This is a genomic window from Microcystis sp. Msp_OC_L_20101000_S702 (assembly GCF_007095705.1).
Taxonomy (GTDB): domain Bacteria; phylum Cyanobacteriota; class Cyanobacteriia; order Cyanobacteriales; family Microcystaceae; genus Microcystis; species Microcystis ichthyoblabe_A.
Genome location: NZ_SFBO01000053.1, coordinates 18,623 through 42,230, shown reverse-complemented (window position 1 = coordinate 42,230; position 23,608 = coordinate 18,623). Strand labels below are relative to the sequence as shown.

Below are 23,608 nucleotides of genomic sequence, written 5' to 3'. Positions count from 1 at the left end.
GTCCATTAAGAAATGTTACAAATTACATGGGTACATTAAGAAAAGTTAAGGGGCGTATCCATTGATGGATAAGGGTTTTCGGCTATTATAGTATATATGTATGGGGGAAGTTCAGTTATATCGCCGTTGCCATCAACTCTGAGCAAGGAATTTCCCCCCGCATCGGTGGCATAAATAACACCATTTTGCACAACGACGGAGAATTCTCATTTTAAGGTTTCATGACATTAAAACCCTTGCACCTAGAGGGGTTAATAATTCTTAACGAATCTCTAGATCGCTGAAACAACGCAAAATCGTTTCAAAATGAGAATTGCTGGTTGATCATAAACCAGACATCGGTTCGCGCTGTAAAAAACCAGAGCTAACAACTTGGCAATCTCATTTTGTATAAACCTCACTTTTATTTGGGTCTTAAATGGGATACATTATAGGGGAATCTTAGCGACAAGTTGACGCAATTCCTGATTAACCTATGACTATAGCCCTCGATCGCTTACCCCAATCTTGGCAGGGTTTAGCCCATCGTTTAACTTATAAGTATTTTCAGGCACGCATTGATATACCCAAAGACCCCTATAAAATTCTCTTTCGTCCCCAACCCTATCAGGTTTTATTTATTCTTAGCCATATGCGATCGGGTTCGTCTTTATTGACCCATATCCTCAATTCTAATCCTGAAATTATCGGTTTTGGCGAAACTCATCTGGTTTATGAGAGTGAACAGGATTTTAAAACTTTAATGTTTAGACTCCACTGGCGTTTGAAAGATTTAAACATGAATCATAAATATATTTTAGATAAAGTTCTTCACGATGAGAAGTTTTTAGATCATAGTTTTTTGCAATCTGATGCGGTTAAGACCATATTTTTACTACGAGAACCGAAGCGCACTTTAGCTAGTATTCTAGATATTAAACCCCATCACAATGAGCAGCAAGCCCTGGGTTATTATACTGGTCGTTTAGCCACCTTAGAAAGTTATGCCCGATTAATTAACAGTCAAGAAAAGAGTTTACTTATCACCCACGATCAACTATTAAACCAAAGTCAATTGGTCTTTAATAGTTTACAGAGTCATCTCGATACTAAAACGGGATTTTCTGAAGAATATCGAGTTTTAAACACTACTGGCATTCGTGGGCTAGGCGATTCTTCCGAGAATATCAGAGCGGGTAAAATTATTAAACAAGCCAGAAAATTAGATATAGAAATTTCCGACGATGTTTTAACCCAAGCCCAAAAAGCCTACGATCAATGCTACGAAACCCTTAGCCATTATTGTCATTGTATCTAAGCTGAATTGGGGATGAGCAATAGCCTTGATTCTCTCCTCGGAGTCCCAAGAAAACCCCCCTAATTCAACTCTAGGTTGATCCTTTAGTAGGTTCGATTAGCCTTCAATATTAGCAATTGTAAAGCCCATCTGACACTCGTAGAGATTGGGCTGTTGGCTGCCCCCTTTGCCTAGGGAATGACCACAGCCTAGTTTACCCTCTCGCCACCGGGGTTGCCCCTGCTGGTTGGCTAAAAGACAGCCCTGACACACAGAACCCGTATCGAGAATGTGTTCGTCGGTTAAGATCACTAACATGACGTTCACCCCTATTAATCTCCGATCATTCTTGTCTCCATTGTAGGAGGTTTTTTCTGAGATGTAGTGCCGCGCTATACATTCCGCTACTTTTTGGCTTTTTTTCGCCTGGACTCTTGTTATACAAGGTATTTACCGATCAATTGTGAATACTCAGAAGATAAGGCGGCTCTTCTAGGTTCTGTGTGAGGATGTTATAATATCAATACAGAATAGGAGGTGGGTTATCTGGATAAATTTTGATCAACTCCTCGATTTACCAAATGTAACAGTGGTCAATTATCAAAAAATTGAGAAGATATTAAGACTTAAACAATTTAACAACAACCAGCGGAAGTCATGGGAGATAAACCCTGTATTCTTGGTTAGCGAGTCACCCTCAGAACCTAACTTAAAAACTTTATGAACGCACCCGAATTAGCCATTGCTACCGTTGGTTTAACCAAACAATTTGACCGCCATGGGGCTGTTAATCAAGTAGATTTACAGATTGAAGCGGGGGAAGTTTACGGGTTAATCGGTCCAAATGGAGCGGGAAAAACCACTTTAATTAGGATGTTAGCGGCAGCGGAAGAACCGACAACGGGAGAAATATATCTGCACGGAGAACGTCTTTTAAGAGATGAGAGTAATCCCCGTCTCAAAAGAAATTTAGGTTATCTACCCGATAATTTTCCCCTCTACGATGACCTAAATGTCTGGAATTATCTGGATTATTTTGCCCGTCTTTATCATATCCCTCGCTCCCAACGTCATCGCCGCATTTATGAGGTTCTAGAACTGGTACAATTAACCAATAAAAGTCATAATTTGATCGCTACTTTATCCCGGGGGATGAAACAACGTTTAAGTTTAGCCCGAACGATTATCCATGAACCTTTAATTTTACTTCTCGATGAACCGGTTTCTGGATTAGACCCGATCGCTCGCCTACAATTTCGTGAGATTATTAAAGTCTTACAATCGGCAGGTATGACTATTTTAATTTCCTCCCATGTCCTTAGTGATTTAGCGGAACTTTGTACTTCTGTGGGTATAATGGAATTAGGTTATCTAGTGGAAAGTACCTCTTTAGAGGAATTAAATCAACGTCTAGCTGGTCAATACTTGCAGATTACGACTCTAGGCAATTTAGAAGCCTTAGAAACCGCTCTTAAACAATGTGTTTTTGTGGAAAGTTGGCAAAGAATTATTAATACTAATACTCTCCGAGTTAAATTTACGGGAACCCTAGAAGATAGTGCCGAATTGTTGAAATCTTTAGTCGTTTCTGGCCTGGCCTTAAGGGAGTTTTATACTTGCCGCGAAGATTTAGAAACTATTTTCCTAAAACTGGGACATCGACAGGCATCTTAAGGGGAAATAATAACTTTCAATCTAACTAGATAGTAACTTTTCGACTAATTTAATTTGCTCCTGACTAAAACCCGCTTCCTTCAGATGTGCCAGAAACCATTTTTGTCGATAACGACCGTCTAAATCCCTAGCCTTTCTATAGGTATCCCGCGCTTTTTTACTATCACCTTGATCTAAATAAATCATTGCCAAAGCCACAAGAGGATGGGGATTATTTGGCTCTAATTTAACTGCTTTTTTAGCGTTAGTAATAGCTGAATCAAAATCTTTTAGGCGATGATAGACGAGGGATAAATTATAGTAGGCGATTTCATTATCGGGTTTTAAACTAGCGGCTTTAGTATGAGTGACTACGGCTTTTTCAAGATGACCACCGACAAGATAAACAATACCCAAAGCATTATAAGCAGCCACATGATCGGGAGCAATTTTAATCGTTTCTTCGAGGGTTGTTTGTGCCGCTAAAGGTTGTTTAGCTAGGTGTTGTGTCCAGCCTAAAATTACTCTCCCGTCTAGATGATTGGGGTTTAACTGTACCGATTTTTTTAAAGCCTCAATACTTTTGATAAAATCTCCCTGTTGACGATACTGTAATCCCAATTGACGATAACGATTAGCAGCCTTAATGTCTGATGGGGGAATAATCGGACTGGCAGAAGGAGAAATGATTATCTTAGCCGTCGGTTCTTTTTTAGGGGGAGAGGGGGGACTACAGCCCCAAAAAACCGGGGAACTAAACATGATCAAGATAGTCAGGATTCGATAACTATTCATGGGACAATTAATACCAGTCCAATTGTTAAGGGTGTCATCAAATTATGAATTATTCCCCCGAATCCGTGCAACGGCTGCTCGATTCCAATGATTATGGCGATCGCTTATCGGGAGTTAATCAACTGCGTTATTTAGCCCCAGAAATCGCCTTCGAGATGTTACAGCCTTTAATTAACGATAGTAACGCTAGGGTGCGTTATTCGGCGGTAAGTCAGCTAGATATCCTCGGTCGTCAGAATCTCGATCTGGCCTTAACTATTCTACGCGATCGCTTGTTAAATGATCCCGAAGCAGACGTGAAAGCGGCCGCGGCCGATGCGATCGGGGGGTTAAAATTAACGGCAGCCTACGATGATCTGGTGGCCGTCTATGAACAATCCAGCGACTGGTTAATTCAATTTAGCATTGTGGCCGCTTTGGGCGAATTGGGGGAACCCCGGGGCTTTGAACTGCTCGAAATCGCCCTAAACTCCGATAATGAACTGGTAAAAACGGCCGCCGTTAGCGCTTTTGGGGAACTAGGCGACCCTCGCGCCGTCTCTTTACTCGTCCCCTTGGCTAATGATGATGACTGGCAACTGCGCTATCGTCTTGCTCAAGCTTTAGGCCGCTTAGGGGGGGAAGATGCGATCGCTGTTTTGACCCAGTTAACCAGCGATAAAAGCGCCCAAGTTGCCCAAGAGGCCCGCAATAATCTCGTTCAAGGGTGATGCAGAATAGTTGATTTTTGTCAATACCATTTACAATAAACTTTAATTAAGAATCGTTAACAAAGGTAAAGCGATGGAACAATTTACCCGTTTAATCTTGCTCGTCAGTCTCCTTGCGGGGGGCTGTTTCTCTGCCTCAATTGCGATCGCTGATAATCCGGCGGGGGCAATCGTGAGCAAGGATTCACAGGTTAACGAACTACTGCGTCAAGCGCGGCAATTGGTCAAAAATGGCAATTATGGGGAAGCTATAGCCGTTTACGAGCAGGCTGCCGCCCTTGATGGCAATAATGCCAAAATTTTCTCTGGGATCGGCTTTTTACAAACGCGGCAAGGGGATTATAACGCCGCCGCCCAAGCATACCAAAAAGCTTTAAGTCTCGATCCGAGTAATCCCGACTTTTTCCATGCTCTCGGTTATAGTTTGGCTAATATCGGCGATTACGACAATGCAGCCACCGCTTACTACTACGCTATCCAAATAGAACCGAAAAACGTCCAACACTACCTCGGTTTAGGGGTGGTATTATTACGGCAAAAAAACTATGCAAAAGCGGGCGAAGTTTACCAATGGATTTTAGCTCTCGACCCCAATAATCAGCAAGCCCACGAAATCATGGGTAAAGCCTTGATCGAACAGAATAAAAGCAGCGAAGCCTTCGATTTTCTCCAAAAATCCCTGCAAAGATTCCCTAACAATAGTGAATTAAGATTGCAACTGGCCAGCCTTTTGCTCAAACAGGGCGATTTAAATGGTGGAACCCAAATTTTAAAGGAAATAGAGCGACAAAGTGCAGGAAATTTTTTAATTCAGCTAAAAATAGGGATTTTACTCGAAAAACAAGAGCGTTTTGACGAGGCTCTCCCCTTTTATCGTCGGGCTGTTTTCCTAGAACCCCAATCGTTGGAAGCACAAGCGGGAATCGGTCGCATCCATCTGGCCAGAAAAGATTATCTTGCAGCAATTATCGCCTATCAAGATTTGGCCGAAATCGCCCCCAATAACGCTGATGTCTATCTTAATCTCGGTCGGGCCTACGCGGGCCGAGGACGAAAAAGAGAGGCGGAGGAAGCTTTTAAGCAAGCGCGAGCGGTTTATGTGCTGAAAAATAATCAATCCGGCCTGGAGGAAGTGGATGCCCTGCTGAAGAAATTGCTTGAGTAAAACCAGATCAGTTATCAGTTATCAGTTATCAGTTATCATACTAAATCTAGTTATTAAAAACTGATTATCTGTTCCCTCTTTTGCCTCTTGCCTCTTGCCTTTTGCCTGTCCTCATAAGTATCCTATGCTCAACGGATTTAGTATCGGTTATCAGATTTGAGTTTTCAGTTCACTGATGACTGTTTAGCGATTTAAGGAGTGATTTAGACAGTCAATAGTTTATTCCCAATCGATCGGCAGCCATTGATGATCTAAAACCTGTTCGAGATTAAAAATTATCTGACTGGGTAAACCGCCGGGGGATAAACCCATTTTTTTCCGGACGGCCTCTAAAGCTGTATGGTAGGATGGCTCAAAAATCTCCCGAAGATAGGGCTTTAAACTAGGGCTATCCTCCAGTAAATCTTGAATTTCTGCCCGAAAATTATTGATTTCTCCATTCCAATGATTACCATTCCGGTCTCTTTCCGATTGCCAGTAAGTTAATTTGAGTAAATGTTCTAGGAGACGAGTTAAAAGACTTTTGAGCGCGTGTCTTTCACTTCTCCCCATCGATTCAATCTCCTCAATTAAATTGTCTAAATCCACCTCGGCAAACTGGCCTTTTTTTAATTGTTCTGCCGTGGTTTTTAGCCAGAGATAAAAATCTTCTTCGTATAGTGTTGGGGTCGCTGTTTCTGTTGATCTAGTCATGACGGAACTGCCACAGGTGAAAACTAATCGGGATTCTATATTAATTAAACCCAAAAAAAAGAGAGCTTGAACTCTCCTTCTTGGTTATTTGCTAATCTTACTAACTAGCGACAATATATTCCTTGACGTTGGCCCGGCGACGGCGCAAATGAGCTAGGGCCTGGTGTTCTAATTGTCGCACCCGTTCCCGACTGATGTTCATTCTCTGACCGATTTTGGCTAGGGATAACTCCTTGCCATCGGTTAAACCGAAACGGAGAGTAATCACTTCCCGTTGTTGGGGGGTTAATTCGGCCAGGAGATTGGCTAAGTCTTGCCGTAATAACTCTTGGGTGATGAAGGTATCGGGAGAAACTCCGCTATCTTCCAATAATTCCGACAATTCCGTATCTTGGTTATCGCCGACGCGCACATCAAGGGAGATAGGTTGACGAGCCATACTGAGATATTCGCGGATTTGAGCGGGTTCTAGCTCTAATTCCAGGGCAATCTCGGCAGGGGTGGCACTTCTTCCCAGTTTTTGGGCGAGTTCGCGCTGGGTTCTTTTGATTTTATTCAGTTTTTCGGTGATATGGATGGGTAAACGAATGGTGCGGGCCTGTTGAGCGATCGCACGGGTAATCGCTTGTCGAATCCACCAGTAAGCATAGGTAGAAAATTTATAACCTTTGGTGGGATCAAATTTCTCTACACCCCTTTCTAATCCCAGACTACCCTCTTGAATTAGATCGAGGAATTCCATGTTCCGCTTTTGATATTTCTTTGCGATCGCAACTACCAAGCGGAGGTTAGCCTCAATCATTTTCCGTTTAGCTCGATCGCCAGTTTTCAAGGCGCGATCCAGTTCATTTTCGCTTAAATTCACCGAATCCGCCCACTCCAAGCGCTGTGGTTCCCGTCCTAATTGTTTCGATAGTGCTTCTTTCGCTTCTAACAGGCTCATCATCCGTTGGACTTGTTTGCCGTAAATAATTTCTTGTTCGTGAGTTAGGAGGGGAACCCGCCCAATTTCGTGCAGATAGGTACGCACCATATCGGCATTGAGGGTGGGCTGTGGTTGAGTTTGGTTGGTTTTTGCTGTGGGCATTGGTTTGGTGGTGACTCCTTGACACAGAAAAAGTCTGTTACTATTCCGACTCGCGGGTGAGTCTGGCTTATCTGAAGTCGGTATGAGTTCGATTCGGAATTCCTTTGATTGTATCCTGTGCTTTTAGACGCAGACAATCCCCTAAAGGTTCAAAGCTAATTCATTCTTTGGTATGATGTTAGGTTTATCCTTTTTCCCCCAACATTTAGAACAAAAGTATTACAGCCTAGAACTATCAACTACAATCGCTTGTTTTTGGGTCGCTTTTTCCCGAATCCTCGGCAGTGCCGCTGATACTGTTAGGTAAGATTACAAGACAAAAAGGTGATTTTCCCGATTAGTCATAAACAATTTGGCTGACTTCCGACCCTTTCGCCCTCAGCTTTGAGAGGAAGACTGACAGCCGAGAACCGACTTCTATATATATAATGACCGATCAACACCAGCAAAGTGAGATGTAATCATTGCGGATTTCCGAACTATTTTCTGTAGTATTTGTTACAAAATGCCAAATTAGCCGCGATTGAGAATCGGGAAAAATTGTTATAAAAATTAGGATTGCTAGGAGGGTAATAACTATCATAGAAACAGCAGGGCGGAGATCGGGATAAATTATCGTTTAAACCAAGCTCGATCGCAGTCTCCACAATGCCGTTCTGTGGAACTCCTGAACAATGAGGACTTACTATGACTAAAACCGTCGTTATCGATCCCGTCACCCGGATCGAAGGCCATGCCAAGATCTCGATTTTCCTTGACGATGGGGGGGAAGTGGATGACGTGCGTTTTCATGTGGTCGAGTATCGTGGTTTTGAGAAATTCTGCGAGGGACGGCCGATGTGGGAGATGGCGGGAATTACTGCCCGAATTTGCGGCATTTGCCCCGTTAGTCACCTACTTTGTGCCGCCAAAACCGGCGATAAAATTCTAGCGGTGCAAATCCCCCCTGCGGGGGAAAAACTGCGGCGCTTGATGAATTTGGGACAATTAACCCAATCCCATGCTTTAAGCTTTTTTCATCTTAGCAGTCCCGATTTTCTGCTTGGTTGGGAAAGTGACCCCGCTAAACGGAATGTGTTCGGTTTAATTGCGGCCGATCCCGACCTAGCGCGAGCAGGCATCCGTTTACGTCAATTTGGACAGAAAGTTATTGAACTTTTGGGAGCAAAAAAAATTCACCCCGCTTGGTCTGTCCCGGGGGGTGTGCGTTCCCCTTTAAGCGAAGAAGGGCGACAATGGATTAAAGAACGACTGCCGGAGTCTAAAGCGACTCTTTACACGGCTTTAAACCTATTTAAAGGACTTCTGGACAATTTAACCACAGAAATCGCCGCTTTTGGTAATTTCCCTTCTCTATTTATGGGATTGGTTGGTAAACGGGACGAGTGGGAACACTACGGTGGTCATATTCGTTTTACCGATAGTCAAGGCAATATCGTAGCCGATAACCTGAGCGAAGACAATTATCGCGATTATATCGGCGAATCAGTTGAAAAATGGTCTTATTTGAAGTTTCCCTACTATAAACCCCTCGGTTATCCCAATGGTATCTATCGAGTTGGTCCCTTGGCCCGCTTAAATGTTTGTTCCCATTTTGGCACGGAGGGAGCAGATATCGAGTTACGCGAATATCGCCATCGGGTCGGTGGTGTAGCAACCTCTTCTTTTTATTATCATTATGCTCGTTTAGTCGAGATTTTGGCTTGTTTAGAACAGATTGAACGTTTAATCGATGATCCCGATATAGTTTCTCAACGCTGCCGGGCCGAAGCAGGAATTAATAATCTGCAAGGGGTGGGAGTTAGTGAAGCGCCCCGGGGTACTTTATTCCATGATTATAAAGTGGATGAAAATGGTTTGATTGAAACGGTGAATTTAATTATTGCCACAGGTAATAATAATTTGGCGATGAATCAAACGGTGAAACAAATCGCCCAACATTATATCCATGGTGGCGAAATTCCCGAAGCGATGTTAAACAGGGTGGAAGCGGGTATTCGTTGCTATGATCCCTGTTTAAGTTGTTCCACTCACGCTATGGGACAAATGCCGCTACAGCTAGAGTTAGTTAATGCAGCTGGTGACGTGATTAATACTCGACAAAGGGGTTAATTATCTAAGTTGTTAGGGTGTTGGGAAATAGGGCAAATTCCTCCTAACACCCGGGGCTATTTCATTTTAGATGATAAGATATTGGGGGAAAATAAAACGGTTCTTCGGTTTGTCTTATGCAACGTACAGGGTTATAAGGAATCAAACTATTATAGAGAAAAACATTTGGCGATTTTTGTCAATTGTTTTCAATCTAGAGCGAACTAAATCAATTAAATCTCTTGCCAGATAAGGATTTAGTGGATTTATGCCGCACTATCGAACCATAACAAGTAACGAAGAGCCAAAAAATTTTTCTGTTTCTTTTTGGGGCGTTCAATGGGAGTTTCCGTTACATCCACTACCCTTACGACCGGTATCTCTGCTTGATTTAGTAGAGCTTTTTTTCCTTTTAAACGGAAGTTTCCCGATTGTGAAAGCATTTTTTCCGTCTTATTTACAGCCTATAGTTAATTCTGATATTTGACCGCTTGTACCAATGTGAAAATATGTTCTATATTCTCGCCAATATTCGGCTCTCCCAGCTTTGGTGGGTAAAATGTATTCTAAGATACATTTCTCAAGAGCGAGGGGGTGGAACGAACCACAAAGACACAAAGGACACAAAGATCGATCGATCCTATGTCAATTAAACTTATCACACAGAACCTAGAAGAGCCAATATTCTAACGTTACTAAAACTTGTTCTTCTATAGATAGTTTAGGTTTCGGTCCGCTTTTAGATACTGAATTAGAGTCGGCTTCAACACTTTTTACTGATTCTACCATCCTACCATCTTTCTATAGGTTTGTTTATACACACCGAAACGGCGTTTGAACTGTTCATCTGATAAGTTTTGATAATCCATATTTTTGCTAATAAACATAGCAAAAGTATGGATGATTTCCTGACCTAAGATCACATTTTATTCTTTTTTCCACTTCCATCTAAAAATCGAGAAAAAAGCAAGGCCTTCCATTATACCATAAAAAAATTATGCAAGAGGTCTAATTAGCAGCCCCAATCAAAATAAATAGCGACCAAAAATAAGGGTGGGGATACTTTTCGATCAGGCTTAATTTTGCCTCTCTCATCGATGCGCTTTTGCTCATTCCTTTCTGGAGATTTTGATAGAATTCAGCCATCATAATCGAATTAATTGCCTCATAGGATTTGTCTTCAAATTTTTTGCCATCAGGCGCGTTCCAAAGACTGGCAATTACTGATTTAGCACCGGCTCTTTCTAAGACGTAAGCAAGTCCTGAAATTTCCTGGCCGTCTGCGTTGGCTTCCTTGGCGGTTTGACAGGCACTAAGAGTGATTAATTCGGTATTTTTTAAGCCTAATAATGCGGCATCAGCGATGTTATATTGCTCTTTATTGGCGAAAAGAATAGTATTAGCTTGCATACCCAAATTAGGACAGCCAGCGAGGTCAAAACAGCCGTGAGTTCCGAGGTGGAGAATGGAGAAACGCGCCGCTTGAATTTTAAATGTGTCTAGGGTGGCTTTTTCACCGAGATATTTTTCACTTCCCGGAAAGATTTTGCTGATAGTTTCTGCTTCTATTTCTGTGCCTTTAAGTTCTTCTTGGGTGGGTTTAGGGTTAGCAAATGCTAGACCTTGTAAGGGTTTTCTTTCGGTCGCGGGAGGAGTAGATGTGGAGATGCGAGTTAAATAATAAATCGGATATTTTTTTAGGAGAACTTGTTTATTTTTCTTATCGTAGAGAGTTTCAAAGGGAATATAGCGCAGTTGTCCGGTAGCGATGATGGCGATATTTTTCGGGGAACTGGTGGCGATTTGGGACTCAATGGGACGGATTAAAATCTCGTACAATTTACTGCTGGTAACGCGCCAGTAGGCATTTTTATCATTGTCTAATTGGGTACGGTATTCGCTGACGAGTTTATTCAATTCATCGCGTTTTGCATCGCTTTGGATAACGATTAATTTTTCTCTAGTAACGAGAAATAGGGCGACTTTATCGCGGAGGAGAACGGGTTGAATAACGAGGGTATCAGGAGCGATATTTTTCTGGAGTTGGGCGATGTCGGTGGGTTTAGTTTCAAAAAGTTCAGCAATTTCTGGATATTTCTCTCCGATAGTTTCCGCATTTTTATAGACTTTTTCCTCGAATTGTCGGATCTGTTGTGCCAGTTCTTCAGAGAATTTATCCTGTAGTTGTCGGCGCATTCCTTCGAGTTGTCGATTGTCGGTGTTCCAGTTATCAAGTGCTTTTTGTGCATCGGGATCAGCAACTTTGGCATTAATCAGGCGATTGTAATCGGCGAGATCGGCGGTAGTGGCGAGGTTTAGCCATTCAAAAGCTTTTTCGGGTTGGTTTTGTTGGATTAGGACTTCGGCGAGGGTGATAACGGTTCTTTCGTTAGAGGCTAAAAACGATTTTCGATTTTGACCTGCAATATTTTCCCTCGAAATATCTCCCCGTATCTTGAGGATAATGTTGAGGGACTCTTCCAAATTCTTGATCGCTTCTGCGGGTTGATTTATCTTTTGATAAGCAACTCCTAAATTATTTAAAGAATTAGCTTCCCCTTTTAGATCGCCTATTTTCCTCGCTATGGCTCGATTCTCTTGATGGTGATCGATCGCTTTCTGATATTGTCCGAGGGAAAGATAAGCACTTCCTAAATTGCCTAAAGAATCGGCTTCCCCTTTTAGATCGCCTATTTCCCTCGCAATGTCTAAAGTCTGTTTAAGGTAATCGATCGCTTTTTCGTACTCTCCGAGGAAGTAGTGAGCAACTCCTAAATTGTTTAAAGAAGACCCTTCCTCTTGGCGAAGGCCTATATCCCTCGCCATGGCTAAAGAGTCCCGGTGGTAATTGATCGCTTTTTGATACTGTCCGAGGGATTGGTAAGCATTTCCTAAATTGCCTAAAGATCTGGCTTTACTTCCTTGATCGCCTATTTTCTTCGCAATGTCTAAAGACTTCTGGTGGTCATCGATCGCTTTTTGGTATTGTCCGAGGGATTGGTAAACGTTTCCTAAATTGCCTAAAGAATCGGCTTGCACTTTTAGATCGCCGATTTTCTCAGCGATTTCTAAAGACTGCTGGTGGTAATTGATCGCTTTTTGGTACTGTCCTAGTAAGTGGTAATTAAGTCCTAAATTGTTTAAAGAGGCCGCTTCCCCCTGTCGATCTTTAATCTCCCTCCTGATGTCTAAAGACTGCTGATGGTAATCGATCGCTGTTTGATACTCTCCACGCGATTGGTAAGCGTTTCCTAAATTGTTTAAAGAATTGGCTTCTCCTTGGCGATTAACTATCTCCCTGTTAATGACTAAAGACTTTTCGTGGAGATCGATCGCTTTTTGATATTGTCCGAGGGAAAGATAAGCACTTCCTAAATTGTCTAAAGAAGCCGCTTCTCCCTGACGATTTTTGATTTCTTGATAAATTTTTAAGGCTTTTTCCCACGATTGCAAGGCTTCTCGAAACTGACTTATTTCATATTGTTGAACGCCTTGCTCGAAAAGCTTATCCGCTTCTTTTCGCTGTTTTTCTGCTTCCATTAATACTAAGAGTTTTTCAGCAATTTTTTCTAAATCAGCATCCTTAATTTCTTTTGCGATGGTTAAAGTCTGCTGAAAAAATTCTATGCTCTCCTTAAATTCTCCTAACTCATAGTAAGCCCCACCGAGATATAAAAAGGCGAGGGCTTCTACACGACGTTCTTTTGACTCTTGTGCTATTTTAACCGCATTTTCTAAAACAGAAATAGCTTGACGGTATTGACCGTCGTTAACATAGGCATTGCCTAAATTAGCGGTAGATTTAGCTTCTCCTGAAAGGTCTTTAATTTGCCGGTAGGCTATCACCGCCTGTTGACAGGATTGAATCGCCAATTTTACTTGATTATTATCAAGATTCTGGCGACATAATTGCAAAAGTTGATCCGCTTCTGCTTTCCTCGCATCCGTATTTTGCGCTATTACCGCAGGGACGAGAGAGGAGAGTTTCCCGTTAACAACTGGTAGGGTGACGGTAGCCACTAGAGAAAGGGTAAGTAAGGCGTAAAATTTGGGATTCATAGTTATTTCCGCTATCAGTTATTAGTTAATACACCTCATCATGAGTTCCAATGTTAATCAAAACTATCCTATCTGTTTGAGTTTTTTCGTCTCGTTCCAAATAGAAAATGATGCGGCAATCATAACTACAGGAACAAGCTCTCAATTCCTGATATTCTCCCCTGACTCGATTAACATTTCTTGCTGTTCCCTGGGTAAGCGTAGGCTGCTGCCAAAGAAGCCATGTCAGGATGCGACTCAGAATAAGCCAGAAAATTTTGCGGTCGGGAAAGTGCGCTTTCTAGCAACCCCTCATCTCGAATACCCTCTAATCCACCATGCTCGGCTATTTGGCGGTGATGAATCGCGAGAGCTACCCCATCAGCTATCCAGATTAGCTGGTTCATGAGCCTAAGTTGCCAGCTTTCTCAAAACATTCCAGTCTTCGCGCATCACTTCCTCCGCCACTTCCATTTGCTGGACAAATTCGGGGTCGTAGGGTGTAAGCTCAAAGCCATTCGGCGTTTCCAAGAGGTAGAGCATATCGCCTTTACTAAGGCGCAGCTTCTCCACCAACTCTTTCGGGAAAATCACCCCCATAGAGTTCCCTACCGTTGTGACTTTTAACTTAATCATCGTTTTTTGACTGAGTAAATATATCAATTATAGCACCTCCCATATTTCCTGAATTTCTCACATCACTTAACAATTTAGTATTAACTTTCCGAACCATTGTCTAATCTCTTGTTTTTCACTCTCTTCCAACGGAAAATCAATATTTTTGAATCGTTCGGCCGTTCTCTGTTTGACTCCTAAAATCTCAATCCCTACAATCCTATCCGTCTCATCGTAATCATAGACAATCCCCAGCGCTACTTCCTCAGAATCAATAACCTTTCCCTCAAAACGACGAATATAAGCGGCATTAGCGGCTTGATCATAGTCTATTTTCATAGTTTCCCCTTTAATCGGCGTTCAAAATGGACAGTTACCAAAAGATTATAATTACTAAGTAGGTAGGCGTTAAAAATTATCAGAAACCCCCCTTATCAAGGGGAGCATGGGGGATCGCCACCCCCCTTATCAAGGGGAGCATGGGGGACCGGCACCCCCCTTATCAAGGGGGGCAGGGGGGATCGAACCTAAAATCCATTTTTAATTTAATTATAACCAGCTACTTATATTGTTCACATCAAACAAAAATACCCATGAAAACTAGACAAGAATACCTCAACGCCCTAGTCAACTTTGACCAACCCCTATCAACTATCCTCCCTATCCTAAAAACCTTTCCTTGGGACAGTAGCGAAGCAATTATCACCCTAAAAAAAGAGCATCTGATCGATATTCTCGATCGCTATCTCAATAACGCTCTATCTGCCACCGACCTAGAAAACTGGGCCGATGCCATCGAATGCAGAGAAGATATCGCCTATAAAACAGATGAGGAAAATCTCATCAATGACATCATCTTTGACCTCGCTAACCCGACCTTAAACGATCCACTATCACCAAAAACAATCGAACAATACATCAGCCAACTTTCCCATTTAAAGTCTTCCTTAATTGCTTAAAAAATAGACCTCTATTTTGTGAATTTTAATGGGGGTTTACTTGAATCTCAATTTTGTCCGAGGGGTTAAATTTAATTTCCTCGACAACGTAGGAACGGTTACGCACCACATCCTCGATCCCTCCTATTTCTAGAGAATCTAGCGAGGTTATAGTTACTTCTGCTTTTCCTTCATTAACATCAACAATTTTGAAGTTCTGTAGGGGTTCCGTCCAGCTTTGTCTATTCTGTTTTGGATTGCTTGATCCCCCTTCCCCACGAATAACAAGCCTTCCGCTTTTGATAATAACCTTCCCTTGAAACTCTATCTGTTTGATCTCTTTCATTGCCACTTCTTTTGTTTTTGATTCTCTCCCTAAAGCGATCGTTTTTGTTGGAGAATCGAACTTGATTAATCTCCCAGATAGAGAAGTGCCATTTTTTAAAGATACTTTTGTATCATCCGGCATGAATACGGGAATTTTCTTGACGGGAGATCGATCGCCGGTGGCTGGTAGATGATAGCCAGCAAGAGAGGCGATAAAAACTAGGCTAGTTGCGGTTATTATTGGGTAGAGTTTTTTCATCTTTACCTTGCCTGAATGATCGGGATTTAGTTGGTTCTGTTTTCGATCTTGGATGCGGTGGGTTAGGAGTAACAGTAACCCAACCTAGGGTTTTTTCTAGAGGGTTTTTTCCATATTTTAGCGTCAGGATTGTCAAAGGGGAAGCGTTTTATCTTCTCTTTATGTTAAAACTTATGAAGGTACTCCTTTATGCGGTAAGCGATAGAAATATGACTCTACAAGAGCTAATGCGGTGGGCGGAAAAATTATCCGCAATCGAGAAACGGCAACTGATCGAAAAAATTACCGCAGAAATGGCATCGGAATCGGCAGAAGTTAATCAACCCCGTCCCTCTTTATGGGGTATATGCGCCGATTTAGGACAGGCTCCCTCGGCTGAAGATATCGATAAAACCCGACGAGAAGCGTGGGGAGATTTTACGGCAGAGGATCTTTAAGTGTTAAAAGCAGTTTTAAGTAGGTAGGCGTTAAAAATTATCAGACACCCCCCTTATCAAGGGGGGCAGGGGGGATCGGCACCCCCCTTATCAAGGGGGGCAGGGGGGATCGAACCTGAAATCCATTTTAAATTTAATTATAACCAGCTACTTAGATACTCATGCGGTTATCTGGTATTTTTATATCGAATTATTGCGGCAACCGCCCTATATTTAAACGGTTCCTTAATTAGCCGAGATCGAAAAATTCAATTATCAACGGTTAATACGATCTGGTAGCAACGAACTAATCAAATTCCTATTCCCCGAATATAATTGGATGCGGTGGGTTAGCGCTACTCGTAACCCAACCTGCGGTTTTTGTCAATATATTTTTACTTTCCGAAACCTTTGTTCGGGCGGTTTTGTTTGGCAATACGGAGGGCTTTTCCGGTTTTGCCATCCTGTAGTGCGATCCGCATCGATCGCTTTTTCTGGTAGGATTGAATATCCGCCGCTAACGGATGATCGTTATCGATGCGTAGATGGGTTAAAGAACAGATAAGACCCGTTTGTTTTCCCAATTCATTTTTTAGGAAACAAATAATTCCCCCCTCGTCTCCCGTGTAGAAAATTTTATCGATCGAAAACTGGTGATCGGGTTTGTATCGCTCGCCTTTTGTTTCAGCTAGTTTTAACGTTTCGGGAGTTGCACGCACAGGGATTGGTAAACTCGCTTCCATTTTCTCAATTAACAAACGAACTTGTCGGGGATCGTCGATGGACATGGGTTATTCTCCTTGATAAAATACAAAGAACTGGCGATAGAACCCGATCGATCGAGTAGGATAGCGATCGAAAACGCCAATCAGGGACATTTTACCGTGAGCGCTCCGAATTCGCCCCCTCCCGGAACACAGATACTAGGAACCTTCGCCAGTCTTCTCGGTTTGCTGGGGATTTTTCTCTATTTTACGGGATGGATCTATCGGTGGGCCTATTTCGGCTGGTTTAGCCTTGAGATTAACCGTCTGGACTTGCCCTTGCGTTCCTTCCTTTTTGTGCCGATACAGGTCTTCTGTGGCGATTTCGGGGCGTTTCTGCGAACTTTTCTGGCGCTGGTTGCGGTTGCCTTTGCGATTCAATTTACTCTCTGGATTTTGTCTCCCCTGCCATCCTATTCAATTGTCAGTCAATCTAAACGGAAATTTCATCAAATATTTCACCCCCTAGGTTTATTAGTCCGGGGAATTCCCGAAGCTCTCCGAAAAGATTTGATCGCTGTTATTTGGCTATTAATTATACTTTTTTGGTTAGCTCGAATTCAGGGCTCGATCGATGCCCGTCGCGATGCAGTTAATGATACTTCTACCTTACCAGTTATCACTTTAGTTTTACCGGAAAAACAGATAGCGATCGGTCGTAATCCAGAGGATGTTTTTACCGATCCTTCTCTCAAAGGTTATCGAATTATCGGTGAGACTAAATTACTCGAAGAGCTGCGGGGAAAAGAAACGAATGATAGCAAAGTTAATCCCCCGCGAGTTTGGCGGTTATTAATCCAAAATAACAATTGGACTTATGTTTTTCGCGGGTTATCCCCTCAGTCGGCAGAAAATGAACGTCCGGCGATTCTAGCCATTCGCGAGGATAAGGAGGGACAATTGATGATTCTCGCGCCGGATGTCCCACAATCCCGATGAGAGTCAATCGGGGAAATGATCAAATTATCCTTGAACATCGAAGCTTACTGCTATAATTACTTACGGACAAAGATAATAAATAAAATTTATGGGCGACTTTTTTGATAACGTGAGCCGTTACCCCCGCTATCTGATTAGCTTTAGTTTAGGGATTTTCTTCGCCTTTTTTGGCTGGTTGGCCCCTTTATTAAAAAATCCCCTCACAGCGATCGCACTTGTCGGCTTTCTGGGGGGAACTTTCGCCTTTCTTTATTTCACCCTCAAAGCCATGCTCGGATTAGCTTGATACAATGGTAAGGGTTTCGCTGTTTTTAGAGGAGGAAGAATTATGGCTAACGACCGTCGAGTATCTCGCGTGTCCTCGCTAATTAAGCGCGAGGTCAGCCAAATGTTATTAATGGAAATTAAAGATGATCGCGTCGGTGCCGGTATGGTGAGCGTTACCGATGTGGACCTCTCCCATGACCTACAACACGCTAGGATTTTTGTGTCTATCTACGGCAACAAAGATGCAAAGGCCGAAACTATGGCCGGTTTAAAAGCGGCTGCGGGATTCGTCCGACGTGAACTGGGTCAACGCATCCGTCTCAGACGTACCCCCGAAGTGGTCTTCCTAGAAGATTCTTCCCTTGAACGCGGCGATCGAATGTTACACCTTCTTGATCATATTAAAACCGATCGACCCCCAGAAGATGACGATTCCGCTATCAGTGACCAGTGATCAGTAGAGGATAACTAAATTTAGGCAAAACTGGCAACTTAAAACTTAAACCTGATAACTGATAACTGATAACTGATAACTGAATAATGAGCGATCGCATTTTATCCCTAAAAGAACGTATTGGTCAGATGATAGTAGTCCGCGCTTCCGGCTATCTCTTTGACCAACAAATCCGCTATCCTGCTTGGGAACCTGTCAACGCCACCCTGAAACATTGGTTAGAAACCCTCCACCTCGGTGGGGTGATTCTGTTGGGAGGTAGCGCCGCCGAAATCGCTTTCCGCAGCCAACAATTACAAAGTTGGTCCGGCGATAATCATCTCCTCATCGCTGCCGATATCGAGGAGGGAGTCGGCCAAAGGTTTTCCGGCGCCACTTGGTTTCCCCCCCCGATGGCTTTAGGAAAAATAGCCGAAAAAAGCTTGACAAAAGCCACAGAATATGCTAGGGAAATGGGAGCAATTACCGCTAAGGAGGCTCTAGCGATCGGGATTAACTGGATTTTAGCCCCAATTGTCGATGTGAACAATAATCCCGACAATCCCGTTATCAATATTCGTTCCTTCGCCGAAACTCCCGAAATCGTCGCTAATCTAGCTCAAGCTTTTATTTTAGGGGCGGATTCCTATCCAGTTTTGACTACGGCCAAACATTTTCCGGGCCACGGTGACACCAGCAATGACTCCCATCTCGATCTTCCCATCATCAACCACGATCATCATCGCCTAGAAGCGATCGAATTGCCCCCCTTTCAAGCGGCGATCGAGTCGGGGGTTGATAGTATTATGTCAGGCCATCTGTTAATTCCCGCTTGGGATGCCGAATTTCCCGCCACTCTTTCCTCGAAAATTCTCGGGGAAAAACTGCGCCAAAATCTCGGTTTTCAGGGTTTAATTGTCACTGATGCCCTGATTATGGGAGGAGTGACTAAAATTGCCAGTGCTGCCGCCATAGCAGTGAGGGCGGTACAGGCGGGGGCCGATATACTGTTAATGCCACCCGATCCGATCGAAGCGATCGAAGCGGTGTATAGTGCCGTGCAAGCGGGTACAATTAGCGAAGCCAGAATTAATGATTCTTGGCAGCGTATTCAACGAGCAAAAGAGAAATTAGGGCAAAGACAGCCATCCTTAGAATCCTTAAGCAGTTTAGCGGCACCGCAAGCTCTAGAGATTGTCAGCGATATTTTAAAAGATTCCCAAACAGTTAGCGCTAATTTACCGATTCAAGCCACTCAAGGCCGCAATTTAATCATTATCGATGATTTACTCAACTGTGACTTTCTCGATCGCTCTTGTCCGGCGGTGACAATTCCCCGACAATGGGGTTATCAAACGCAAATAATCGACCGTAGCACCTTTAATCTGTCCCTCGTCTCCCCAGAAACGACTCTCCTACAAATATTTATCCGTGGTAATCCTTTTCGGGGTAGTGCCGGATTAGGGGAGGAAACGAAAGCTATCTATCAAGCTTTGCTGAAAACTGGACAAATTCAAGCATTGATTATTTATGGTAGTCCCTACGTTTTCCAGTGGTTTCGTCAACAAAGCGGAGAAATTCCCTATCTTTTCAGCTACGGACAACAAGCAAGCGCCCAAAAAATTGCCCTAGAAACTATTTTTGAGGGGCCCACTAGCGGCGAAAATCAGACCGATACTTTCGTTTAAGGGCAAAAATTGCCTAGTAACCATTGGGCAATGCGATCGGAGGCACCAGCCGCTCCCATTCTCTGACGACCATTAAAGGCGATTTCTTGCCACTTTGGGGGATTTTGTAATAAATATTCTAACTTGTCTGCCACTGACTCGGCACTATCGCCCAAGAGAATTGAACAGCCTAATAAACGCTGTTGCAGTTTGGCAAAATGGGGAGTAAATTGTGGTCCAGATCCCGCAATTGTGATCGCCGGTTTACCCAAACCGACGAACTGTTCCGTGGCAGTTCCCGCCATGGCGATCGCTAGATGGCAACGGACTAAATATTCGGCGTAATCCCTTTGAGAAATAGTTATAAATACCTCTTGACAAATAAACTTATTTGTGCTATATTCTCGCCAACCCCGGGAAATTAAAGCAGCCGTAAAAGATTCTAGGGGGAGAGAAGGAGCGATCGCCGCCAAAAATTCCAGCTTGTAATCGGGAAAACGGCCGATAATGGCGGCCACAGCTGCGAGAATTTGCTGCCAATTGTGGAGAGATTCGGGAAAGCGCGAACCGGGTAGCAGCAGAATATTTAGGCAATCTTGGGGAAAATCGCCCGTTATCGAGGGTAAAAGGTCATCCATCATCGGATTACCCCCATCGACAACGGCAATTGACCACTGTTGTAAAATTTTGCTAGTTAAACTATCCCGGGGAAAAACCCCCCGACAGCGAGGACGGGCCATTAACCAGCGTTCCCAGGGATAATAGTAGGAACCCCAGAGGTGATCGATCATCGAGCTACTATCTAACCATCCCTGCTCATCCCGGAGATAGTATTCCGATTTAGCCGTTCCCACAAAAGCATAATCTGTCCCGCTCAACCAAGCAAGGGCAAGGGGTAAGATATCTCCCACCGCGACAATTTTTCCCCTTTCTTGGCCCCAATTTCCGACCAGACGGTATTGACGGGAGGTTAATCCTAATAAACCCTCCCGCAGATCTCGCCATAATTGTTTGGGATCGCTAGTGATAAAACCCCCAGAGGGCATTTTTTGACCTCGATCGAGAAGGGGAATCCCCAGACGAGTATAAGCATAACCGTTACCCACTAGGGGTAAAGCAGTAATATCCGGACAGTGGGGAGATGATTGCAGTCTTTTAATAATCCGGATCGCGATCTCATCTTCACCGTGGCCATTACTCAAAAATAATAATTTCACTGTTCCCCTTAACTTCTAGCTTAAAGTCCTAAACTTCGGTTGTTTTATTCCCTTCGACCCTAGACAATGCTGATGGTTAGGGAACAATCAATTTTATAAAAGCAGTTAACCAACTCCCATTTAGTCTAATCTACCGGAAGGTTTCGCCGATCGCCTATCTCTGTCCTGATAGCGACCATTTGACCAAAGGTAAGACTAAGAGATAAGAGATTAGTTTAACTGCTTCTATTTTTATCGATCAAAAGACCAAATTTGGCCCCCCAGAGCCAAGAAGGTCAGAAAGCTGCTCTGATCGCTATATTAGAATCAGTGGTTAATTGGCATCCTAACGGGAAAAAATGATTATCGACTTACCCGATCGAGAAGCTACTGTCAATTTAGGCGAAAAACTGGGGCAAACCTTGGCCTCTGGCAGTGTAATTTTATTAAAAGGCGATTTGGGAGCGGGAAAAACCACCTTAGTACAGGGAATTGGCCTAGGATTGGGTATTCAAGAGCCTATAGCTAGTCCTACCTTCACCCTCGTTAACGAATATAACGAAGGCCGCCTTCCTTTGTATCATTTGGATTTGTACCGTTTGCAGGGTCAAGATATCGAGGCCCTGTACCTAGAAAATTATTGGCAGGGAATCGAGGTAGATTTAGGGATAGTGGCGATCGAATGGTCAGAACGTTTAACTTTTTTGCCAGAAAATTATCTAGAGATTACTTTACTCGATCGAGGCGAGCAGGGACGACGAGCGCTGCTCAATTTTGTCGGTGGGGACGAAAAAAATAGCGACCCCACAGGAGTCGCTATCAGCACTTGACTCTTTAAGCAATCAAACTTTAGCGGTAACTCTGGGCATCTAAGATAGATGTTGGGTTCGATCCCCCCTTAATCCCCCCTTATCAAGGGGGGAACTGATAGTTTTTAACATCTAACTACTTATAAGATGTAAAAAATAACTATTTTTTTACCTTTAATTTGCCCTTCCCACGGGGAAACTATCAGCTTTTCAGGGATATAATACTAAAAAAATCGGCAATTTCTGCTAATTTCACACTATCTTTAGATTTATCTTCTATCTTGATGTCTGATCGGTTTTGGCAGTGGTTGACCCTTTCCCCTCCTAGGGAATCGTGAAAAGAAAAAAAGAAGCGATCGAGTGCTAATTATGAGATGAGCGATGCAGGAAGAAAAAGCGATATTTAATATCAACAATACTTTTTATCGACCGGAGAGTAAAATCGTCCGAGATTTAGGAGTTTTAGGGGCGGCAATTGCCCAAAAAGAGCGGGGAAGTTTGCGCGTTTTAGAAGTAATGAGCGGCTCTGGTGTGCGAGCGCTCAGGTATTGGTTAGAAAGTGGTGCGGATTGGCTGTGGGTTAATGATGGTAATCCAGAAATTAAGCCAACTTTAGCGGCTAACTTAGAGAGTTTATTACAACAGAAACAAGGGAAAATAACCTATAAATCTGCTCAAGAAGTTCTCCTAGAATGTTATCTTGAAAAAGACCATTATGATCTAGTTGATATTGATGCTTTTGGTTCCCCTGCATCTCTGTTTAGTGCTATTCCTTTAGCCACTAAAATCGGTGGTTTAATTTATCTGACTAATACCGATGGACGGACGTTGACGGGTCATAATCTAGAAAATAGTTTAGCTGATTATGGAGCATCTGCTCGCAATCATCCGGCTGCCCACGAACAGGGATTAAGATTAATTATCGCCGGTTTGCAATTAGAATCGGCCCGGTTAGGTTTAGGAATTACGCCGGTTTTTTCCTTCTTTTTTGGTCAAAGTTATCGGGTGATGGTGCGGTTAACAGCTAATAGACAATTAAATAGTCATAACTACGGTTTTCTCGGTTATTGTCATAGCTGCGGAGAATATCAATCAGTGCCTTGGCCGAAGTTAGGCAAGATAGTTTGTTCTGGGGACGGACAACCTTTAACCTTAACCGGACCCTTGTGGTTAGGCAGTTTACACGATCGTTTTTATCTAGAAAAAATGGCAGATTTAGCCGATCAATGGCAGTGGAAAAAGGTAGTTAAATTGTTAAAAATAATGGGGGAAGAAAATGATTTTCCTCCCTATTTTTATAGCTTTCGGGAAATTGGTAGAAGGGGCAAATTAGATCTACCTAAAAAGGAAGATTTAATTGCGGCTCTCTTAGAACAAGGTTATCGAGCCGCTGCCACCCATATTAACCCGCAAGCGCTGAAAACTAACGCTTCTTTAGCCCAATGTATCGCACTACTCAAGGACTAATTA

At 43.1% G+C, this 23,608-nt stretch carries 24 protein-coding genes and 2 pseudogenes; 13 read left to right on the top strand and 13 right to left on the bottom strand.

Annotated features, from left to right (window positions below; all coding sequences use genetic code 11):
• Window positions 1-475: 475 nt before the first annotated feature.
• Window positions 476-1,297 (top strand): sulfotransferase family protein, encoded by an 822-nt coding sequence (locus tag EWV60_RS06105; RefSeq protein WP_002751757.1) that lies wholly within the window; start codon window positions 476-478, stop codon window positions 1,295-1,297.
• A 96-nt stretch (window positions 1,298-1,393) separates the two neighbouring features.
• On the opposite strand, the gene EWV60_RS06100 is transcribed toward EWV60_RS06105, so the two are convergent.
• Window positions 1,394-1,594 (bottom strand): hypothetical protein, encoded by a 201-nt coding sequence (locus tag EWV60_RS06100; RefSeq protein WP_002735656.1) that lies wholly within the window; start codon window positions 1,592-1,594, stop codon window positions 1,394-1,396.
• A 402-nt stretch (window positions 1,595-1,996) separates the two neighbouring features.
• Here EWV60_RS06100 and EWV60_RS06095 point away from each other — a divergent pair, with 402 nt between their 5' ends.
• Window positions 1,997-2,950 (top strand): ABC transporter ATP-binding protein, encoded by a 954-nt coding sequence (locus tag EWV60_RS06095; RefSeq protein ID WP_287231580.1) that lies wholly within the window; start codon window positions 1,997-1,999, stop codon window positions 2,948-2,950.
• A gap of 21 nt (window positions 2,951-2,971) precedes the next feature.
• Here the strand turns inward: EWV60_RS06095 and EWV60_RS06090 are convergent, their stop codons facing one another.
• Window positions 2,972-3,724 carry a tetratricopeptide repeat protein gene (locus tag EWV60_RS06090; RefSeq protein WP_287231579.1) on the bottom strand — a complete coding sequence of 251 codons (753 nt, stop codon included), beginning with the start codon at window positions 3,722-3,724 and terminating at the stop codon, window positions 2,972-2,974.
• 44 nt (window positions 3,725-3,768) lie between these two features.
• On the opposite strand from EWV60_RS06090, the gene nblB reads away from it, so the two are divergent.
• Both nblB and EWV60_RS06080 read left to right on the top strand, forming a co-directional pair.
• Complete coding sequence (gene nblB / locus EWV60_RS06085) at window positions 3,769-4,434, top strand: phycobilisome degradation protein NblB (RefSeq protein ID WP_002777701.1); 666 nt, start codon at window positions 3,769-3,771, stop codon at window positions 4,432-4,434.
• A gap of 73 nt (window positions 4,435-4,507) precedes the next feature.
• Window positions 4,508-5,599: a tetratricopeptide repeat protein gene (locus tag EWV60_RS06080; RefSeq protein ID WP_004162147.1), complete on the top strand. Its 1,092-nt coding sequence runs from the start codon at window positions 4,508-4,510 to the stop codon at window positions 5,597-5,599.
• Window positions 5,600-5,818: 219 nt separating this feature from the next.
• On the opposite strand, the gene EWV60_RS06075 is transcribed toward EWV60_RS06080, so the two are convergent.
• Together EWV60_RS06075 and EWV60_RS06070 are read right to left on the bottom strand one after the other, a co-directional pair.
• Window positions 5,819-6,292, bottom strand: coding sequence for a DUF29 domain-containing protein (locus EWV60_RS06075; RefSeq protein WP_002737830.1), 474 nt, complete (start codon window positions 6,290-6,292; stop codon window positions 5,819-5,821).
• 100 nt (window positions 6,293-6,392) lie between these two features.
• Window positions 6,393-7,379 carry an RNA polymerase sigma factor, RpoD/SigA family gene (locus EWV60_RS06070; RefSeq protein WP_002737778.1) on the bottom strand — a complete coding sequence of 329 codons (987 nt, stop codon included), beginning with the start codon at window positions 7,377-7,379 and terminating at the stop codon, window positions 6,393-6,395.
• A gap of 687 nt (window positions 7,380-8,066) precedes the next feature.
• Between EWV60_RS06070 and EWV60_RS06065 the strand changes: the two genes are divergently transcribed.
• A complete protein-coding gene (locus EWV60_RS06065; RefSeq protein WP_016514321.1) occupies window positions 8,067-9,491 on the top strand; it encodes a Ni/Fe hydrogenase subunit alpha in 1,425 nt (474 codons plus the stop codon).
• Between the two features lie 281 nt (window positions 9,492-9,772).
• Here the strand turns inward: EWV60_RS06065 and EWV60_RS06060 are convergent.
• The 6 genes and pseudogenes from EWV60_RS06060 to EWV60_RS06035 form a co-directional block, all read right to left on the bottom strand.
• A pseudogene (locus EWV60_RS06060) lies at window positions 9,773-10,004 on the bottom strand (helix-turn-helix domain-containing protein); the annotation flags it as partial.
• Window positions 10,005-10,157: 153 nt separating this feature from the next.
• Window positions 10,158-10,357, bottom strand: a pseudogene (locus tag EWV60_RS06055) (IS5/IS1182 family transposase); the annotation flags it as partial.
• A gap of 121 nt (window positions 10,358-10,478) precedes the next feature.
• A complete protein-coding gene (locus tag EWV60_RS06050; RefSeq protein WP_287231578.1) occupies window positions 10,479-13,529 on the bottom strand; it encodes a CHAT domain-containing protein in 3,051 nt (1,016 codons plus the stop codon).
• Window positions 13,530-13,699: 170 nt separating this feature from the next.
• Window positions 13,700-13,915: a type II toxin-antitoxin system death-on-curing family toxin gene (locus EWV60_RS06045; RefSeq protein ID WP_081330885.1), complete on the bottom strand. Its 216-nt coding sequence runs from the start codon at window positions 13,913-13,915 to the stop codon at window positions 13,700-13,702.
• Window positions 13,916-13,919: 4 nt separating this feature from the next.
• Window positions 13,920-14,144 (bottom strand): AbrB/MazE/SpoVT family DNA-binding domain-containing protein, encoded by a 225-nt coding sequence (locus tag EWV60_RS06040; protein WP_080600713.1) that lies wholly within the window; start codon window positions 14,142-14,144, stop codon window positions 13,920-13,922.
• A 66-nt stretch (window positions 14,145-14,210) separates the two neighbouring features.
• Window positions 14,211-14,462, bottom strand: coding sequence for a DUF2283 domain-containing protein (locus EWV60_RS06035; protein WP_287231577.1), 252 nt, complete (start codon window positions 14,460-14,462; stop codon window positions 14,211-14,213).
• A 254-nt stretch (window positions 14,463-14,716) separates the two neighbouring features.
• On the opposite strand from EWV60_RS06035, the gene EWV60_RS06030 reads away from it, so the two are divergent.
• Complete coding sequence (locus EWV60_RS06030; protein ID WP_002738073.1) at window positions 14,717-15,082, top strand: hypothetical protein; 366 nt, start codon at window positions 14,717-14,719, stop codon at window positions 15,080-15,082.
• 25 nt (window positions 15,083-15,107) lie between these two features.
• On the opposite strand, the gene EWV60_RS06025 is transcribed toward EWV60_RS06030, so the two are convergent.
• Window positions 15,108-15,647, bottom strand: coding sequence for a hypothetical protein (locus EWV60_RS06025; RefSeq protein WP_287231575.1), 540 nt, complete (start codon window positions 15,645-15,647; stop codon window positions 15,108-15,110).
• 173 nt (window positions 15,648-15,820) lie between these two features.
• Between EWV60_RS06025 and EWV60_RS06020 the strand changes: the two genes are divergently transcribed.
• Entirely contained in the window at window positions 15,821-16,084 is a 264-nt protein-coding gene (locus EWV60_RS06020) for a hypothetical protein (protein WP_002771281.1), read from the top strand.
• Window positions 16,085-16,458: 374 nt separating this feature from the next.
• Here EWV60_RS06020 and EWV60_RS06015 read toward each other — a convergent pair whose 3' ends face one another.
• The gene (locus tag EWV60_RS06015; protein WP_002751759.1) at window positions 16,459-16,851 is read right to left on the bottom strand and encodes a hypothetical protein; all 393 of its coding nucleotides are present in this window, start codon (window positions 16,849-16,851) and stop codon (window positions 16,459-16,461) included.
• Between the two features lie 12 nt (window positions 16,852-16,863).
• Here EWV60_RS06015 and EWV60_RS06010 point away from each other — a divergent pair, with 12 nt between their 5' ends.
• From EWV60_RS06010 to EWV60_RS05995, 4 genes are all read left to right on the top strand, one after another.
• On the top strand, window positions 16,864-17,766 hold the full coding sequence (locus EWV60_RS06010; RefSeq protein WP_287231573.1) for a hypothetical protein: 903 nt from the start codon (window positions 16,864-16,866) through the stop codon (window positions 17,764-17,766).
• An 88-nt stretch (window positions 17,767-17,854) separates the two neighbouring features.
• Window positions 17,855-18,052, top strand: a complete 198-nt coding sequence (locus tag EWV60_RS06005) for a DUF751 family protein (protein WP_002737592.1) — start codon at window positions 17,855-17,857, stop codon at window positions 18,050-18,052.
• A 42-nt stretch (window positions 18,053-18,094) separates the two neighbouring features.
• Entirely contained in the window at window positions 18,095-18,487 is a 393-nt protein-coding gene (rbfA, locus tag EWV60_RS06000; protein ID WP_061430326.1) for a 30S ribosome-binding factor RbfA, read from the top strand.
• An 86-nt stretch (window positions 18,488-18,573) separates the two neighbouring features.
• Window positions 18,574-20,154, top strand: a complete 1,581-nt coding sequence (locus EWV60_RS05995) for a glycoside hydrolase family 3 N-terminal domain-containing protein (protein WP_287231571.1) — start codon at window positions 18,574-18,576, stop codon at window positions 20,152-20,154.
• On the opposite strand, the gene EWV60_RS05990 is transcribed toward EWV60_RS05995, so the two are convergent.
• On the bottom strand, window positions 20,151-21,350 hold the full coding sequence (locus EWV60_RS05990) for a lipid-A-disaccharide synthase-related protein (protein WP_287231570.1): 1,200 nt from the start codon (window positions 21,348-21,350) through the stop codon (window positions 20,151-20,153). The two genes, EWV60_RS05995 and EWV60_RS05990, sit on opposite strands and share 4 nt — an antisense overlap.
• 338 nt (window positions 21,351-21,688) lie before the next feature.
• Between EWV60_RS05990 and tsaE the strand changes: the two genes are divergently transcribed.
• Both tsaE and EWV60_RS05980 read left to right on the top strand, forming a co-directional pair.
• Complete coding sequence (gene tsaE, locus EWV60_RS05985; RefSeq protein ID WP_287231568.1) at window positions 21,689-22,159, top strand: tRNA (adenosine(37)-N6)-threonylcarbamoyltransferase complex ATPase subunit type 1 TsaE; 471 nt, start codon at window positions 21,689-21,691, stop codon at window positions 22,157-22,159.
• Window positions 22,160-22,519: 360 nt separating this feature from the next.
• Window positions 22,520-23,605, top strand: a complete 1,086-nt coding sequence (locus EWV60_RS05980) for a class I SAM-dependent methyltransferase (protein WP_287231566.1) — start codon at window positions 22,520-22,522, stop codon at window positions 23,603-23,605.
• Window positions 23,606-23,608 lie beyond the last annotated feature (3 nt).